Source organism: Bosea vaviloviae, from assembly GCF_001741865.1.
Taxonomy (GTDB): Bacteria; Pseudomonadota; Alphaproteobacteria; order Rhizobiales; family Beijerinckiaceae; genus Allobosea; species Allobosea vaviloviae.
In genome coordinates this window covers 3,222,323-3,239,409 of sequence record NZ_CP017147.1, presented here as the reverse complement: position 1 = coordinate 3,239,409, position 17,087 = coordinate 3,222,323, and the positions used below count along the sequence as shown (strand labels likewise).

Here is a 17,087-nt window from a genome sequence, read left to right as displayed (position 1 = left end):
GATGAAGACCCTCATTGATTCCACCAATGCGCTGATCGGCGGGATGGCGGCGATACGTCGGCAATTCGGCGTGCCCGCGCAGTTTCCGCCCGCGGTCCTTGCGGCTGCGGAAACGGCTGCCCATCGCGCGCCGACCGCGCATGTCGATCGCACGGACCGGCCTTTCGTCACGCTCGACCCCGCGACCTCAACCGATCTCGACCAAGCCTTCACGATCGAGCGCAGCGGCAGCGATCTGCTGCTGCATTACGCCATCGCCGATGTCGCCTGGTTCGTCGACGATGGCGACGTGGTCGACCGGGAAGCCTGGCAGCGCGGCGCGACGCTCTATCTGCCGGACGGCAAGGCCGGGCTGTATCCGCCGGTTCTCGCCGAGGGCGCAGCGAGCCTCCTGCCCGCTGTCCTGCGCCCGGCCGTGATCTTCACCACCCGGATCGACGCCGCTGGCAATGCCCATCTCGACGGCGCCGAACGGGCCGTCATCCGCAGCACCGCCAAGCTCGCCTATGACGGGGTCAAGGCGGCCGATCTGCCTGTTGATTTCGATGAGTTCGCCCGCCGTATCGAGGCTGCCGAGAGCCGGCGCGGCGCAGCGCGCGTAGACCCGCCGGAACAGGAGGTCGACGCTCTCGGCGACGGCCGCTACCAATTGCTCTTCCGCCCGCGCCTGCGCGCCGAGGAGCAGAACGCCGCCCTGTCTCTGGCCAGCAATGTCGCAATCGCGGCCGCGCTGCTGGCGGCCCGGACCGGCCTGTTCCGGGTCATGCCGGAGCCGGATCAAAAGGCCGTCCAGCGCCTGCGCCAGACCGCGCGTGCCCTGGGATTGTCATGGCCGGACATGCAGTCGCTCGTCCAGTTCGAGAAGACGTTGAATCCCACCGACAGCAGCCACGCCGCCTTCATGCTGGCGGTGCGCAGGGCCAGCGGCGGTGCAAACTATGTTCCTTATCGCGACGGCATCGTGCCCTGGCATGCGCCGATGGCGGCGACCTATGCGCACGCTTCGGCACCGCTGCGCCGCCTCGCAGATCGCTATGTGGTGCGCGCTGCGCTCGCGGTCGCGAACGGCCAGCCGGTGCCGCCGGCGGTATCGGCCGCATTCGAGCAATTGCCCGCGGTGATGGCCAGGGCCGATGCGCGCGACGGGCAAATCGACCGAAACGTGATCGACCTCGCCGAAGCCCTGATGCTTCAGGGCAGCGAAGGAACCACGTTCGAGGCAGTGGTGACCGATGCGGACGAGCACGGCCTGCGCATCCAGCTCTGCGAGTTGCCCGTGGTCGCGCGGGTTCACGGGCAAGGCGGCAAGCCGGGCGATCGGATCCGGGTCAAGCTGACATCCGCCGATCCCCTGCAGCACACGGTTACCTTCGAGCGAGCAGGTTGAGGCCGCGATCCAGGATGCGCTCTCTGATCTCATGCGCGGGAAGACCGTCATCGCGATCGCGCATCGCCTCTCCACGCTGCAACTCAGGGACCGGCCTGTGGTGATGGATGGCGGGCGCATCGTCGATCAAGGCTCCCATGCGGAGTTGCTCGATCGCGGCGGGCTCTACGCCGAGCTGTGGGCCCATCAATCCGGAGGCTTCATCGTGCCACAACGCCCGCAGGGTTCCCGGAAGCGGTAAGCCTCCCTGCCGGCGCAACGCGTGCCGGCTTGCAAGCGAGCCTGTTGGATGGTCGGTTCTCGTGGAGGCCGCAAGGGGCCACCTTGCCTCGACGCCGCGTCCGCGGGCCGATCTTCCCGCTCGATCGATGACTTGCCTATGCCGGCGAAGCGCCATTAGCGGACATTGGCCCGCCAGCCTGAAGCGGACATCCAAACGAGCGCGCCTTGAGAGTGGTCAAGACTGGGTGTTAGAATTCGTGAAGCGATTTCTTGACGGAAAAGCAGGATCGAATGGAGCTGCACATCAGCATTTCCGGACGGGTCCAGGGAGTTGGCTACCGGCAATGGTTCCGCCGCCGCGCCCTCACAGCTGGCGTAAGCGGTTGGGTGCGTAACTGCGTAGACGGCACGGTGGAAGCAGCGCTTTCCGGTCCAGCCGAAAGTGTCGAGCGATTAGTTCTTGAGGCGCGGCAAGGCCCCCGCGGCGCAGATGTCGAGGATGTTCGTCGCCTAGAAGCAGCACCGCCGCGGTTGGATGGCGGCGGCCAGACCTTCTTCATTGCCGCAACCGACAGCTTTCCGCGACAAGGGCGCGATACTCCTCATTCGCCTTAGCCAGTCGCCCTTGAAGTCCGGAGAGTTCGAGGGATCGCCGACCCTGTAGGGGCAGGGCTCGATGCGCCAAAAGCCGACCTTGATCGACCGTCCGGAAGCCGACGTTCGCAGGCCAGAGGCCGCAATCACAACTTCACCCTCAAGGCCGCCGATCGTACGTAGTTCCCACTGCACTAGTGCCGCAGAGGAAGGCGAGCCGATTACTCCAACCTCACCAATGTCGTGCCAGCGTTGGCCGGCCGTGCTATCTAAAGTTACAGTTCCAGTCCATCGTTGGCCATTCTGGAGAGCATCATGGACACGCCCCACGCCGTGTCGACCCTTGCGGCTCCTGCGGCACCGCAGGAGCCTCCCCCGCATGTCGCTCTGATTCAGATGGCGACGGCCGCCTGGGTCTCGCGCCTGGTCTATGCGGCGGCGAGGCTGGACGTGGCCGATCACCTGGCCACCTGCCCTCGCAGTGCCGAGGACCTCGCCGGCCCGCTCGGCCTCCATGCGCCCTCGCTCCATCGCTTCATGCGCTGCCTCGCCAGCCTGGGCCTGTTTGCCGAGCAGGCCGGGCAGCGCTTTGCCCTGACGGCCCTGGGGGAGGCGCTGAAGACGGGCGCCCCCGGTTCGGCGCGGGCCACCATTCTCACCGCCGGCAGCCCCTGGTTCGCGGGGGCCTTCGACGAGATCGTCTATTCGCTGCAGACCGGCAGGACGGCGTTCGAGAAGACCCACGGCACGCCGGTCTTCGACTATCTCGGCCGGCATCCGGACGAGGCCTCGCTGTTCAGCGAGACGATGATCGGCTTCCATGGCCGAGAGCCGCCTGCTGTCGCGGAGGCTTATGACTTTTCGGCCTTCGGCACCGTCGTCGACGTTGGAGGCGCCACCGGCAACCTGCTCGCAGCGATCCTGGCGCGGCACGAGGGGCCGCGCGGCATCCTGTTCGACCGGCCCCATGTGGTGGCCGACGCGCCGGCCCTGCTGGCAGCGCGGCGCGTGCAGGCGCGCGTGGCGATCGAGGCCGGCGACTTCTTCGAGACGGTTCCCACTGGCGGCGACGCTTATGTACTGTCCCACGTCATCCACGACTGGAGCGAGGAGCAGTGCCTCACCATCCTCGGCCAAGTTCGCAAGGCCATGCCGCCCGACGGGAGGCTCCTGCTGGTGGAGATGGTGTTACCCGCCGGCGACACACCCCATCCCGGGAAGGTGCTCGACATGGTGATGCTGGTGCTGCCCGGCGGCCAGGAGCGGACGGAGGAGGAATACCGCCAGCTCCTCGCCAAGGCCAGCTTCCGCCTGACGCGGGTGATCCCCACCAGCTCCGACGTAAGCATCGTCGAAGCGGTGCAGGGGGCGTAATCAGCGATCAGCTCGTTGATGCGGCGTCGAATACCGCCAATTGAGCGTCGAAAGCACGCTTGTATGCGGACCGTGCTTCAGGCTCGCATCGAATGGCACGACATCGCGCCCGGCAAGCCGATGCAGAACGGCTTCATCGAAAGCTTCAACGGCCGCCTGCGCGACGAACTGCTGAACGAGACCGTCTTCTCGTCCCTGGCACAGGCACGGACCGCCTTGGCCAAGTGGCGCACCGACTACAACACCCAACGCCCTCACTCCCGGCTCGGCTGGCAGACGCCCGCGGCCTTCGCCTCGACCTTCACCCTGCGCCCGGGCCCTGGCGCCGCGCTATGCGACAAGCACAGCGCCAGAGCCCGTCGCTTCACCAGCCCAAACGGGCTCCGCAACCGCCGGAAACGAATTCAGCGCTGGATAAAAAAGGGGGCAACGTCAGCGTGGCCAATATCAAGGGCCAGGGCGACGATCTCAAATCGCAATCGCGCTACTTGTAGGCGACCGCAGCGCTCGACGGACCCGCCAGCGGGATGATCCTGAAGTCCCGGAATCCAACCTCACGACACCAGTCCGCAAAGTCGGATCCCGAGTAATCGAAGGCGTCGCCAAATTCGATCAGCATGTTGAGAGACATCATCAGACCGAATGCATTCTCGCGTCTTGCATCGTCGATGAGCGCTTCGATAACCACAAATGCACCGCCCGGGGGCAAGGCATCATACGCCTTCCGAATGAGCAGCTTCTTCGTCTCAAGGTTCCAGTCGTGCAGGATCATCCCCATGGTGATGACGTCCGCCTTGGGCAATGGATCGGCGAAGAAGTTGCCACCGACAGCCGTTACCCGGTCGGTCAGGCCCGCCTGCTGAATTTTGCGTGTGGCTATCGGCACGACTTCCGGGAGATCGAAGCTGGTGCAACGCATGTGCGGATGCGCTGCGGCGACCATGCAGGAAAGCTGCCCGGTCGCACCACCGACATCGCAAAGAGTCTTGAACGTGGAGAAGTCGAATTTCTGGGCAAATTCTTTGAAGTTTCCGGCCGAGATTCCCGACATGGCGTTCATAAACTGCTCAAGGCGCGCCGGGTCCGCGTAAAGCTTCGTGAACATTGGCTCGCCGGAGTGCTTGGTTTCGTTTTGCGGCATCCCTGTCTTGAGAGCTTCGGTGAGGTCCGCCCAGAATCGGTACAGGCGAGCATTCGCCATCTCGAGGATACCGCCGATGTAGCCAGGGCTGTCTCGGTCCAGAAAAAAGGCGCTCTCGGGCGTATTCGAGTAGCGCGCGTCGGGACCGTCGCCTTCACGTTGGAGAAACTTGAGGGCCACTAACGCGTCGGGGAGGTCCGGTATGGCGCGTGGATTGAGTTGCAATGCCGCGGCGATCTCCTTGCCCGTCATCGGCTGCCTGGCGAGCTTGGTGAAGAGTTCCAGCTCGACGGCCGAAAGCAGTGTCTTCGACGCAAAGAACCCCAACCCGACTTGCATGATATGGGACGGATCCAGCCCGGACATCATTGCCTCCTATCGGTAAGTGCCGCACCCAAGGTGGTGGCTCGCGCAGCGCCCGTCTTTTAACACAGTTTCGCTACCCAAACCCCGCCATCGTTCGCGGGGCGGTGACCAAGCCCGATATTTGTGACAGCCGCTGGATTCGCCGAGTGCCGCTTTTCCGTGCAAGGCCCGGTATGGCAGCAGTCTGGTCCGGGCGTAGACTAGCCGTTTGCGTCGATGGTGCTAACGACCGCTTCCCATCCAGTCTGGTCGTTAGCAGCGGCTGGACGCCTCGAGGCAGCCGGGCGCCAAGAGCTGACGTTGGATGATTGCCCGACAGCGGACCTATGCAGCGGGGTGCGTCACGGCCAAAGTTGCCCCCTTGCTTACGGCCCACGTCACGGCCGGGCCAATTATTCGGTGCGCGCCTTGCTTCAGGACCTAGAGCCAGAGATGCTCGACGTTCCGGGTCAAATCCTCGTAAGTCGCGCCCCTGACGCCCTGGGCAATCTCACAATAAAGGCCGGTAGGTGCGCCGCGATGGGTGAGATAGGCGCTTAGCCGAGCCTCATTCACGGTCGTAATTAAGCCTCCCAGCCGGCGTAAATGCCGATCGCGCGTCGGCTGCCAGTCCGCGTTCCAATAACGCCAGGTCGATAGTCGAACATCTTGGTCGACAAAGTGAATCCCATCTTGATCGGCGATTATAATTCCGGCCCCTAGGAGATCGGGATGGGCTAACTGAATCCCGTTTGGGAAGAAGTCCATGTGAAGTCGGCCGTAGTGCGTTGGGTGCAGGCAGGTCGACAGCGCCATCACCGGCTCTTTTCCCAGCCTTGTGATGGAGTCAGGGGTGCCGGTAAGTCCGCCCACGACCCCGCGAACAAGGATGCCAGAAGGAGAAAATTCCTGTTCACAGGGCCCCGTTTTTGGCTGCTTGTCGTCGGCGTGTAGCGTCCGGAAGATCGTAATATCGGAATAACCAAGCTCGTTGTGATCGATGGTTCTCAATGAGATTGCGACATGACCCTCGGGTGCCGAGGCCTGGGCCGCCGCCCAAAGTGCTTGGGCGCAGATCGCCCCATCTCCCTTCAACAAAGCAATGCTCACGCCGACGCTCCATGACGGACGCGCTAACGGCTCGACAACGCCTAGACCGGCGTTTAGCGCCAACCCATCAAGAGCCAAATCCTTGGCTCTGCCAACGGGCAGCCCAAGTTGCTCCGCGCCAAAGGCTAAAGCGCGAAGATAGGCCGACAGGAACATCTCGGTCTGGCGAGCTTGGAAATCCACATAGTTGGATAGCGGTGCGTTGCCCCACAGCACGCGAGGAAGGTCTGAGAACGGCTCCCGGCGCGTGGCCTGCAGCCAGCACCACTCTGTGCGCCACCGATCGAGCAGCATTTCGCCGCCTCGGCCGAGCCCCCGCAGGTTCGTCGTGAAAATCGGCGCGATGAACTGGCGATCCTTGGAGTTGAAGTAGGTCGCCAGATCGTCGTCCGGCTTGGCGTCGAGCGGCGCGTAGCCAAGCCGCCGCCCTCGCAGGTCCTGCCCCGGAAACACTTGCCCCATCAGGATCTGGGAGAGGATCGATGGCGCGCCGTTCACGGCGTCCACTTCTGCGGGTGTGAAGTAAGCTCCAAGGTCAAAGGCAAGGATTATCGCTAGGCTCGACGCAGCCTCACTTTCGAGTTCTCTACTCGCGATCCAGTCCAGGAAAGCGGATTTCACCACGCTATCACCTTCCTTGATAGCTCTCGCGATGGACTTGGCGGCTTCAGCCCGGATGCGAGGATCGGGTGCGCCGAGGCGATTGGCAAGAAACCTGGCCGCCGAGATCATGCCGCCCATTTCGCCGCGGGCAAAGGCAAGTCAGAGACCTCGGCCTCAAGGATCTTGACCAGGGTCAAGACATAGTCGATCGCCATCTTTGTCTGGCCGACCTTGACCAGGAAATAGACAAGGCGACCGATCCCGAGCGATCGGCTTGGCGCTTCGCCAAGGCCAATCGGAATGCCGACGGACGCGTCGATGATGAAATCTTTCCACCGCGCCGGATAGTCTTTGGCCACGGTGTCCAAACGGGCTAGGTTGGCCTTGGAGTCGGTCATATACCGATACCAGCCATACTGGTGCTTATGGGCCCGGACAATCCAGGGATAGGCCGCAGACCGGCCAAGCGCCCTGCGGGCGACCGCGTAGGCCGCATCGAGCGTGCGCCCTACCATCGTATCGAAACCGCCACTATCCAGTTGGTTTTCCAGCGCCTTCAAAGCGGCCTTGGCCTGCCCCTGCTTCTCCCAATGCTGCAGCCATTTGACGATCAAATCGCGTTCGAGCGTGTAGTCTAAATTGGCGCGACGGATCGCGGTCACCAACTTGCCCAGCTGCTCGGCGGGATAGTCGGCGACACGAGGCGGGCGTCCTTGCTTGAGGCCGCGCCGCAATTTCGGGGGCGACGGAGCAGGAACGGCCAGATTGGGTTGGCTTGTCCCAATCGCACGATTTAAGTGCCCAGAAAGGTCGGTTAGCCCGTGCTGATCCGCAAAAGCTTGCGCGATCTGGCGCCCGCCAGGTTCTACGAATGTCCGTAGAAGCGCGACCGTCGTGGAGGTGTTGGGCAAGGCTTGCGCCGCCGAATGAACGACCTGATCAGCCAAATGCCAATTCTCGGCGTCGATCAGATGGCCATGCAACACAGCAACACGATCAACATCGAGGCGCGCAATTAGCTCGTAGAAAGTTCCCCGAGCGTGGCGGGTCTCATCGCCATCGGTGAAATCGCTCAGGGAATCATAGACCGGTGCCAAGCGCAGCAGCAGCTCGAGGGCGAAAGCGGGCACCACCTCCGACACGTGTTCGATGGCGTCCAAAACTTCGAAGGCGAACATATCCTTGTGCCAGTTGTAGCCGATCATGCACGAGGCCGCCCTGCGAAGCGCCGAGCGTGCCTGTTCCACCAGACCATTGTCGTGGGCGAATCGGGCAAGGTCCGCTGCCAGTCTGGACCGTTCGTCAAACTGCGTGACGGCGCTGGCGATGCCTTGGTCTATAATTGCCACAAGCCTCGCCGCGGCCGCTTCAGTGTGGAAGGGAAGCCGGCGCTCGCTGAAGGCTCCCAGCCACAACTCCGCAAGCCACCACGGCGAGGCCGAGATCGCCAAAAGATCGTCGGTGTCGATGCGTTGAGTAGCGGCTTGCGCCAGAGCCAACGTCTGCAAGTCGATAGCGATATCCATCACCGCCAGCCGCGCATCGTTGAAATGCAAGTCGGTTACGAAGCCGCGATGTCGAGGTTGCGCGAGACCGATAGCTTCATAAAGCCGGCGCGCGGTGGGCGGGATCTTTTCGTCGGTCCAGGCCCGGGCCAACTCGCTCGCGATGTCGACGATCTCAGCAGCCGCCGACGCGACCCAATCATCCTGGAGACTAGGGGAAACCGTCAGGGACGGCGCGACGCCCGCGGATCCGCAGACGCTGGCGAAGGTGGCAAAGAAGAGGTTGTGTAGCCCAGCCCGCGTCCCGGTGAATCGCTTATCGTAGTCACGATTTCCCAGCAGTAGGTCGAGATCCAGGGACGATTCGGTCTGAACATCCGACCCACAGAGCGCGCCGAACGCCTGCCCTAGTGGATGGGCCAACAATTCGGAAGGCAATTGATTGCCATCTGGCGCTAGGCCCTCCAAGCAGAACGCCGCGACGACCTCCCGGGCCAGCGCCCTGTTAAGCGGGGCGCGACTTAGGGGAATAAGGAGCGTAGACTTATCGCCGAACAGACATTCCCGTGCGAACGCGGTAACGAGCGCCTCGCCGTCGCGAAATTGTGCGGCGTACTTCCGCAGGCGATCCAACTCGGGGGCTGGCGTCCAAGCCAGAACTCTAACAGCATCGGTGCGCCAATCACTTGGAGTGCTCGAATAGCGTCGCTCCTCCATCTGATCACGCATCCGCCGTTGGAGGTCGTCCAGGACCTTCCCGGCCAGGTCTGGACGCTTGGCCGGATCGATGCTGCGCAGGCCAGGCATCATCAATCCCGGAGGCAGACTGGTGACATCGTCTTCAATCACCAGGCGCGGGAAATCATCTTCGGTGACCGCGGCAGCCGTTTCGAAGAACGGGCCGAAGTCGTGGATCTGAAATTCGACGGCGTTGTCGACACGGGTGGCGAGGCTGCGCAGTTCGAAGGTCCTGCAAAGATCGAAAGCTTCGAAGGCCGCATCCTCTGCCCGAGAAAGGATCAGGGTGATCTGTTCGAGGGGGTAGCCACGGGCCATGGCGTCGATGACCCATGCGCGGTCCGGGCCTGACTTGAGGCCTCCGACATCGCCAAGCTGGCCCTTGGTCACCCAAAGCCAGGCCCAGCGCCAGTAAGGCGGCGCCATTGTTTCGAGCCAAGTCACGACGTCGCCCCCCCGTTGCCCCCAGATGCCGTCATGGTCTGCAAGCTCGCGAACGAAAGCGAAAATGCTGCCGTGAAACGGTATGACGCCGGTCCGGCGGCGCTCCATCAGATGGTCGATCTCGTCGATCGCCGCTTCGACGTCCGGTGCTCGGCCAAAGCACTGCCAGAGGCCGCTAGGCGGAAGCGCGAACTGAAGCCCGGCCAACACATGCAGGAGCTCGCGCGCCAGCGGACTAATGCGCGTCCATAGCCCCTGATAATATGTACGAATGTCGCCATCGGGGCAGGCCGGCAGCGCATCGACGTCGCTGGCCGTCACTGCCCCTCCCCGCCGCACCAAGGTTTCCAGCGCATAGATCAGATGCAAGGGAAGACCGCGCGAGGCGCGGTGAAAGGCCAGCGACAAATTCCGAAGGGTTATTGCGAGAGCCTTCTTGCCCGATCGCTCCCTCCGGGCCTCGTCATCCGACCCGATAACGAGGTGCCGGGTCTTTGCCTGGCCTTGGAGCCAACCATGCACGACATCCGGCGACATAAGAGGCAGTTCCAGCCATTTGCTCTTGGGCGCGATCTTCAGCAGCCGAGGCGGCAATTGCGCATCCGGCACTTTCTGGCTGCCGACGATAAGGGAAACGTTCGGCGGCAACGGCAGAAGATGATCGAACAGCTGCACCATCTGCTCAAGGGACCGACGCTCGCGCCACACGTGATCAAGGCCATCGATGACGATGATCAACCGACCACCTTTGGCCGCGAGTTCGCCCGCCCGTTTCGCGATGACGCTGGACAGGTCGAGGCGAGCCGACCCCTCCTCTCCAGCTGTCTGCAGTTGGTCGCAAAGCGAGTGGGCTATTTCGGTAAAGTAGAAACGACCATGGCTCGAATCTGTCAGGCTGAGGAAGTAATGGTGCCGGATCCAGACCTCATTGCCTGGGCGCTTCTGGTCGACTAGGTGACTGAGGTAAGTGCTCTTGCCACGCCCAGGCGGCCCCCACAGGACATGCACGCCGTCATTGTTGCGGACGCGATCCCGGAAGCTATTATCGAACGCCTTGTCCGGCGGGGAGTAACCGGCGGGCACACGAAAGTCCTGGGGGATGGGCGTGGGTTTGCGGGCGATGATCTGCCTGAGGTCCAAGTGGCGAATCTTCCCGCCCGGACCAGGTCGATCCTTCTGTGTCGCCCAAGTCCAAACTGCCTTTCGCAGGCTCAACCATCCAGTTTCATTGGTATCGGACGGGACGAGCACGGCCTTAAGGCGATACTCCAAGTCCTCCAGAACATCTTCCGAGTGGTGAAACTCGAAGACCTCGAAGAAGCGCCGAGCGTCGGTCTCGTTGCCAAGCTGCTCGTGAATTCGGCTCAGGACAACGTGCGGAATCCTGTCGTAGACCACCAAAACGTCATCCAGTGCCTCGGCGAAGGTGCCGCCGGGGCGTCGGTCCGTGTGCAGGCTAGCGGATGCCAAGGTCCCGTGATCCAAGTGCAGGATCGTGGTCGGGAGCCATTTTTGTATTAATGAACGCGTTTTCGGCGTTTTTTTCGCTAGCAGCCAATCCCAGTCCAGCGCGACCGCCGTCTCCGTCGGATCAGGAGTGAACTTGACTTGCCGCAGCTCGAAGCGCCCGTCCGGCCGTCGAGCGACAATATCGTCGATCGACTGAAATTCAGCCTCGGTCGCCTCGACTTTGATCCAGTCGTAGAGCGAAGGCTCGCGGAAGTACCGGATCAGCAGCTGGATGCTGATGAGATCCTGGTAGTCGAAACCGGCGCGCAGTATGCCGGGCGTCTTAAAGTCGTGGCCCAAGTTCAAATGTTTCAAGCCCGCATAGCCACCATCAGCCACACGCGACTGTCAGGCAGTTCACGACCGTTAACAAGCTTTTGGTCCAGCTATCAACATGAAGCCTACACACCAGACCACCGCGTGTGGCAGATCATCACCCCGGAACAAACCTTGCTAGCTTCCGCGAAGAACCCCCGTCTGACGGCGTTCACTTCAAATAGGCACGGGACATCTTAAGCGTCGAAGGTCGACTACGGCCAGCTGCGTCGCCCCCGAACCTCTACCGACCTAATGCAAACACTCCAGACGTCGACTTCCGACTTAGTTTGCTCAGCCGCCGGCTCGCAAACCAGATTGCCCGAAAGCTGACACTCCGAGCGTCAGCAAAGGGTGGAAAGCGGAAGTCAGTCGCTGCTCAGAGGACTTCGCGGCGGCGACCGCGGCTAGGCGCGTCGGCGATACGCTCAACGCGGAGTGAAAGGTCGCGGGCGTCGGCATCAGTCGCAGCGGAATGTGCCTGCTCTTCTGCGTCCAAAAAACACGGCCGTGTCTAATCTGTCCGAAATGTCTGCCGGCAAAGCGCTGGGTCACCTAGTGCTTAATCTACCCGTATTGGTAAGGACGAAGAAGTAGAACGGCCCCGGCTTGCGCCACGGCCGTGAATTTGGTGGGGGCGGTGCCGCCTTGACGACACCTCACGGTTCACCTCGCGGATAAGCCGCTCCAAGGCGCAGTCCGACCTACGTGCCGCAATCCCCTGCTTTCGCAGATACCCCCGGAACCGTGGGTTTGCTCGTCGTAGCGTGTTTAGATGCTTCCATAGTGATCTCCGTTGCGTTTTTGATGTGCACCTTACCGTTCAACTCCAGTCCGCTCGTCCAAAGACAAACGGCGACAGCAATTGCGGCGGTAAGACCGGAGGGCTTGTGGTTACGGCACGCGGTGGTCGGCTTGCGTGACTTGGGTTTGTGCGGGGTCTCCTTTGAGCTCTGAAATACCTATTCTGAATACCAATTCCGCCCAGGGAAGGCAAAACCATTCGGCCCCATTGCTTCGCGGTCCGCACCCGTCCTGACCGCACTCAATGCCCGCAACGGGCCGCAATCGGCCGTCAACGGCTCACATTCCCCGGGGATGCTGAGCCCGCTCGTCGCAGAAGACGGTCAGCCCCCCAGCCCAGCCCTATCCCGACCGCATAGGCCACGAGGTTCCATGGCGAGAAGACGCGCCCGAGCAAGAGCGCGCCTGGCGTCGTCAGCCTGAAGGCGTCGAGCCAGGGCGTGTGCCAGAGGCGAAACAGCTCGACGCTGAGCGCGATCAAGGCGGCAAGAGCTGCAAGCTGCGCAGCCGGTCGTCGTACGGCGGTGCTGGCCAGCAGCGCATAGACCATCGTGCCCCAGAGCAGCGAGCCGCCATATTTCACCACGATGAAGGGCAGACCGAGACCGGGGCCGAAACGCCGCAGCAGCAGGCCCGAGACGATGATCGCGACGCAGAAGGCGATCGTGATCCAGCGTGAGCGCGCACGCGTTTTAGGCGGGCTCGTTTCAGCCATGCAGGCTCCCTTCAAGCATCGCTGCCGCCTTCGGCGGCGCGCTGGAAGGCCAGCCTGAAGGCAGCACCGGCCTCAGGGTCGAGACATTCGATCGACCCGCTGTGCGCGTTGAGCATCGCGCGGACGATGGCGAGCCCCATGCCGGTTCCGCCGCTGTCGCGGCGCGTGGTGAAGAAGCTGTCGAAGATCCGCGCCCGGTTGTTCGGCGAGACGCCGCTGCCATTGTCGGAGATGGTGAGGTGGAGCCGGTCCGCCTCGGCCGTCGCGCTGATGGCAAGCTCGGTCGCGCCATGACGCAGCGCATTGTCGGTGAGATGGGACAGGATGATGCGCAGATTCTCGGCGGAGATGCGGATCGAGCCATCGATATCCCCCTCCGCGCGAATGGCGAGTTCGGGGACATCCCGTTGGAGAGCGGCGATGGCGGGCGAGAGGCTGGTCGCACCTCCGGTCGGGGTGCTTTCGGCGCGGGCAAGCTCGCGCAGGCGGTTGGTGATCGCGGTCAGGCGATGCGTGTCGGTGATGATGTTGCCGAGGAAGCGGCGGCGTTCCGCATCGCTCATCGCGCGGCCGTCGCCGGCGATATCGTCGCGCAGCAATTCGGCCGCCCCCTCGATCGAGGTCAGGGGCGATTTCAGCTCATGCGAGACATGCGCCGCGAAGGTCGCGATGAAGTCGGAGCGGTTGTTCAGATTGCCGGCCATGTCGAGGAAGCTCTGCGACAGCTTTGCGAACTCGGCAGTGCCGTGATTGCTCAACGGGCGCATGGCGGCGCGGTCGCCATGGCCGATCGCGACCGTGCGGGCGATCAGTTCATGCACCGGGCGAGTGATGGTGCGGTGAAAGGCAAGGCCGATCAGTAGCGTCAGCGCGGCGACGGACAGGCCGGCAAGCACGACCTTGCCGCGCTCCTCATAGAGATGGCGGAAGACGTTGCTGGGCGTGCGCGAGGCGTAGAGCACGCCGGCGACGCGGCCGCGCAGGATGATCGGCGTCGCCGCGAAGATGCGGATGCTGGTGCCGCGGCTGAGCGAGTAGAGCGGCGGCGGTGCATTCTTCGAGACACGCTGGCGAAGCGTCGTGGTGAAGCGCCCCTGCAGCGCTTGCCCGATCTCCTCGACATGGGCCAGCGACAGGCCGGTCTCCTCGCGCCCGGCGATCACCACCCCCCACGGATCGAGCAGGCGGAAGCCCGCCAGCGTGACGCTCTGCGTTTCCGCCAGGAGCGGCGACAAGCGCGCGCCCGCCACCCTGAAGGCCGCGCTGGCGGGCTGGGCTGCAGGCTCAGCATCGGGCCTGCGGCCGAGCATGCCGTCGCGCGTCAGGTCGAGCCTGGGCAGGATCGGCCTGAACGGCTCGTCGCGAGCCGAGGCCGGCTCGGCTGGAGCCTGCGCCCCCAATGCGGCCTCAGTGGGCAGGTTGCTCTCGAAATCCTGCCGGATCACGGCGGCGAGGACCACGCTTTGCGCGATCAGCTCGGCCTCGGTCTGATGAACCAGCTGGTTTTCGTAGATGCGGAAGAAGAACAGGCCGATGAAGGGCAGCGCCAGCACCGCCGTCAGCATCAGGAAGACGATGAGGCTGAGATTGGGCCGCCATTTCGAGGCGACCTGGGCCGCAGGCGTGGCAGGCTTCTTCAACGCCCTCGTCTTCACGGCGCCGCCTCGCAGCGCCCGAGCCGGAAGCCGACCCCGTGCACGGTGTCGATGGCGCTGTCGCAGCCCACAGCCGCGAGCTTGGCGCGGATGTTGCGGATATGGCTGTCGATCGTCCGGTCCGCGACATGGACGGCCCCGGCATAGGCGCTTGCCAGGATCTGCTCGCGGCTGAAGACTTGGCGGGGGCGCGCGGCAAAGGCCTTCAGGATCGAGAACTCGATGCCCGTCAGCGCCAGCGCCTTGCCCGCGAAGCTTGCCAGATGGGCTTCCGGGTCAAGCTGCAGCGCGCCGCGCGACAGCGGCTCCGCCGCTGCCGCAGCGACGGCCCTGTCGGGGCGCGTGCGTTTCAGGATCACGCTGACGCGGGCCACCAGCTCGCGCGGACTGAACGGCTTGGTGACATAGTCGTCACCGCCGATTTCGAGACCCAGGACCCGGTCGATCTCCTCGTCCCGCGCCGACAAAAACAGGATCGGCGCGTCCGAGGTTTTGCGCAATTGCCGGCAGACCTCGAGCCCGTCCATCTCCGGCATGCCGATGTCGAGAATGACGAGGTCGGCGGGCTGCCGCCTGAAGCTCTCCAGAGCCTGTACGCCGTCACGCGCAATCACCGTCGCCATGCCGGCCTTCTCGAGCGCGAAACAGATGACCTCGCGGATATGGCTGTCGTCATCGACCACGAGTATGCGGGGCGCCATTGTCGCGTGCCTGTCACTGGCCGGGCGTGGCCGGGCTGCGGTTGACCCCGAAAGGGGCATCGGGAGTGTTAGCCAAGTATCGCGACAGGCGCCACGCGCGAAAGCCCCAGGCCCGCCAATCCCCCTGTTCCGCGAGATGCTCGCCCGTCATGCGGTCGCGAATGCCCGGTAGCCTGTTCACGTTCCAGCTCCAGGACGAGCCCGGAATGGCCCGCTCGACGGCTGCGATGCGCGGCGCGTAGCGGTCGAGCGCGGGGATGGCCTGGGGACCGAGCGAGGTCAGATAGAGGACGTCGAGACGAGGGCCTGTGCCGCGCAATTCCTGGGAATGGCGGAAATTATAGTTCGCGATCACGGCTGGCGTGTTGACGAAGCAGAAGCCGTAGAGGGTCAGCGCCAGCGTGGCGGCATTGGCCGAGACGAGCCAGTTGGTCGATTTACGGCCGCTGATCTGGATGACGATCAGCACCAGGCCGATGGCGACGAGCAGCATCCAGATGAAGGCGGCGAGGCGCAGCCAGGTCAGCGAATAGGCGGCGACATAAAGGTCGAGGCGCAGCAGCGACGAGACCATCAGCATGATGTTCTGGCCGACCCAGGCGAGCACCAGCGGCCGGATCGCGCTTCTGCGCTCGGAAGGGCCGGACGGGCGCATCGCGATCATGACGAAAACGGCCGCCAGCAGCGCGGTGACGACGAGCGGATAGGCGCCGCGATGGGCATAGGCCGCATAGCTCATGCCGTTGGGCAGCGCCACGCCGCCCCAGAGATAGGCGATGTCGAGGCAGGTCTGCACCGCAAACAGCGCGTTGAACAGGACCAGCGAACGCAGGATCGCCGCGTCTCCGAACAGCCCGTAGGGATCGGGCGCGAGCGCCTTGAGGGCCGGCGCCGCCACCTCCTGCGCCGCCAGTTCTTGTGCCGCCTGCTCTTGCGCCGCCTTGCGCTTGCGGGCCGCCCGGACATGCAGCATCGGCCAGATCAGGCACAGGATCAGGAGCCAGAACAGGATACGCCATGGCGAGAGCAGGTTGAGGAGAAGACGCAGGTCGATCCGCCTCAGCCAGCTTTCCAGGAGCGGATTGGCGGAGGCAAACAGCGTCGCGAAGACGCTGAGGAAGATCAGCGGGATGATCCAGCTCGTCACCCAGCTGAGCCCGCCCGGGGCTTTCCCGCGCAGCGCCGAGAGACGGCTGACGCGTCCGATATCGCCCAGCAGCCGGAAGGCGCCGGCCAGCAGCATCCGCCTTGCCTCCCGCATCTGCTCCTGCCAGCAGGCCTGCCGTTGCTGGCTCATCATCACGGCAAAGATCGCTGTCGAGAGGATCGCCAGCGATGCGGACAGCAGATCGACCGCCTCGACGATGGCTAGCAGCCCTGCCCCCAGCAACAGCAGCGCCAGCGCGCGGCTGCGGCCCCCGGCCCTGACCGGATTCGCCAGGAGCGAGGCAGCCGCCAGCACCACGAGGAAATAGGCGAGCGAGATGCCGAGCGCATGGCCGTAGAACAGGAGATCGGCCAGGAGCACGAGGCCGGCGGCGAGCCCGAGCCGGGCTTGCAGCCAGCGCCTTGGCCGGGCAGTCGACGGGCGCGCCGTCATCTCTGCCGGGATCGGGATGGAGTTTGAGACGGGGACGGAGGTGGGCATGGGTCTGGGGCCTCGCTGAGGGCGGGTTGCGGCGCGCGGGAGCGGCGCGGCGGAGCGGGAAAGACGGAAATCGTGGCGTCGGCAGAGGGCACGCTCGCCACAAGCCACCAGCCGTCCCGGGCCAGCCGGCGCGGCAAGCTGGAGGTGAAAGCGCGGGGAGCGATGATCTCTGCCATGCCGCAGTCATGCGCCCGCCGCTTGCAGCGCCGGCCGGGGCCAGGATCAGGATTTCAGGATTGTTGTGCAGATTTCGTGCAAGCGCCGCGCGGCGTAAGCC

At 64.0% G+C, this 17,087-nt stretch carries 10 protein-coding genes and 3 pseudogenes; 5 read left to right on the top strand and 8 right to left on the bottom strand.

The window, feature by feature from the left end:
* Nucleotide 1 precedes the first annotated feature (1 nt).
* The 4 genes and pseudogenes from BHK69_RS14880 (at nt 2) to BHK69_RS14870 (ending at nt 3,577) form a co-directional block, all read left to right on the top strand.
* Entirely contained in the window at nt 2-1,387 is a 1,386-nt protein-coding gene (locus BHK69_RS14880) for an RNB domain-containing ribonuclease (protein WP_069690780.1), read from the top strand.
* Nucleotides 1,380-1,628: pseudogene (locus BHK69_RS14875) on the top strand (ABC transporter ATP-binding protein); the annotation flags it as partial. The gene BHK69_RS14880 and the pseudogene BHK69_RS14875, both read left to right, overlap by 8 nt.
* A 251-nt stretch (nt 1,629-1,879) precedes the next feature.
* Nucleotides 1,880-2,224 carry an acylphosphatase gene (locus BHK69_RS31430; protein WP_244548202.1) on the top strand — a complete coding sequence of 115 codons (345 nt, stop codon included), beginning with the start codon at nt 1,880-1,882 and terminating at the stop codon, nt 2,222-2,224.
* A gap of 294 nt (nt 2,225-2,518) precedes the next feature.
* On the top strand, nt 2,519-3,577 hold the full coding sequence (locus tag BHK69_RS14870; RefSeq protein ID WP_069690778.1) for a methyltransferase: 1,059 nt from the start codon (nt 2,519-2,521) through the stop codon (nt 3,575-3,577).
* 7 nt (nt 3,578-3,584) lie between these two features.
* On the opposite strand, the pseudogene BHK69_RS33485 reads toward BHK69_RS14870, so the two are convergent.
* Nucleotides 3,585-3,656: pseudogene (locus tag BHK69_RS33485) on the bottom strand (glutathione S-transferase family protein); the annotation flags it as partial.
* 2 nt (nt 3,657-3,658) lie between these two features.
* Between BHK69_RS33485 and BHK69_RS14865 the strand changes: the two are divergent.
* Nucleotides 3,659-3,995: pseudogene (locus BHK69_RS14865) on the top strand (integrase core domain-containing protein); the annotation flags it as partial.
* A gap of 66 nt (nt 3,996-4,061) precedes the next feature.
* Here the strand turns inward: BHK69_RS14865 and BHK69_RS14860 are convergent.
* The 7 genes from BHK69_RS14860 to BHK69_RS14830 form a co-directional block, all read right to left on the bottom strand.
* Nucleotides 4,062-5,084 (bottom strand): methyltransferase, encoded by a 1,023-nt coding sequence (locus BHK69_RS14860; protein ID WP_148663422.1) that lies wholly within the window; start codon nt 5,082-5,084, stop codon nt 4,062-4,064.
* 420 nt (nt 5,085-5,504) lie between these two features.
* Nucleotides 5,505-6,905: a hypothetical protein gene (locus tag BHK69_RS14855; RefSeq protein ID WP_158516217.1), complete on the bottom strand. Its 1,401-nt coding sequence runs from the start codon at nt 6,903-6,905 to the stop codon at nt 5,505-5,507.
* Nucleotides 6,902-11,287, bottom strand: a complete 4,386-nt coding sequence (locus BHK69_RS32875; protein ID WP_199578885.1) for an AAA family ATPase — start codon at nt 11,285-11,287, stop codon at nt 6,902-6,904. Before BHK69_RS32875 ends, BHK69_RS14855 begins: the two co-directional genes overlap by 4 nt.
* 1,075 nt (nt 11,288-12,362) lie before the next feature.
* Complete coding sequence (locus BHK69_RS14845) at nt 12,363-12,806, bottom strand: ribosomal maturation YjgA family protein (RefSeq protein ID WP_069690774.1); 444 nt, start codon at nt 12,804-12,806, stop codon at nt 12,363-12,365.
* 11 nt (nt 12,807-12,817) lie between these two features.
* Nucleotides 12,818-14,371 carry a sensor histidine kinase gene (locus tag BHK69_RS14840; protein ID WP_069693673.1) on the bottom strand — a complete coding sequence of 518 codons (1,554 nt, stop codon included), beginning with the start codon at nt 14,369-14,371 and terminating at the stop codon, nt 12,818-12,820.
* An 86-nt stretch (nt 14,372-14,457) separates the two neighbouring features.
* The gene (locus BHK69_RS14835) at nt 14,458-15,162 is read right to left on the bottom strand and encodes a response regulator transcription factor (RefSeq protein WP_069690773.1); all 705 of its coding nucleotides are present in this window, start codon (nt 15,160-15,162) and stop codon (nt 14,458-14,460) included.
* 13 nt (nt 15,163-15,175) lie between these two features.
* Nucleotides 15,176-16,810: a DUF4153 domain-containing protein gene (locus tag BHK69_RS14830; protein ID WP_083269428.1), complete on the bottom strand. Its 1,635-nt coding sequence runs from the start codon at nt 16,808-16,810 to the stop codon at nt 15,176-15,178.
* Between the last annotated feature and the right edge of the window lie 277 nt (nt 16,811-17,087).

Excerpts from the sequence above, each read along its gene's own strand:
- BHK69_RS14860 (WP_148663422.1), bottom strand. The coding sequence starts at position 5,084 with ATGTCCGGGCTGGATCCGTCCCATATCATGCAAGTCGGGTTGGGGTTC.
- BHK69_RS14840 (WP_069693673.1), bottom strand. The coding sequence starts at position 14,371 with ATGCTGACGGCGGTGCTGGCGCTGCCCTTCATCGGCCTGTTCTTCTTC.
- BHK69_RS14845 (WP_069690774.1), bottom strand. The coding sequence starts at position 12,806 with ATGGCTGAAACGAGCCCGCCTAAAACGCGTGCGCGCTCACGCTGGATC.
- BHK69_RS14830 (WP_083269428.1), bottom strand. The coding sequence starts at position 16,810 with ATGCCCACCTCCGTCCCCGTCTCAAACTCCATCCCGATCCCGGCAGAG.
- BHK69_RS14880 (WP_069690780.1), top strand. The coding sequence starts at position 2 with ATGAAGACCCTCATTGATTCCACCAATGCGCTGATCGGCGGGATGGCG.
- BHK69_RS14870 (WP_069690778.1), top strand. The coding sequence starts at position 2,519 with ATGGACACGCCCCACGCCGTGTCGACCCTTGCGGCTCCTGCGGCACCG.
- BHK69_RS14855 (WP_158516217.1), bottom strand. The coding sequence starts at position 6,905 with ATGATCTCGGCGGCCAGGTTTCTTGCCAATCGCCTCGGCGCACCCGAT.
- BHK69_RS14835 (WP_069690773.1), bottom strand. The coding sequence starts at position 15,162 with ATGGCGCCCCGCATACTCGTGGTCGATGACGACAGCCATATCCGCGAG.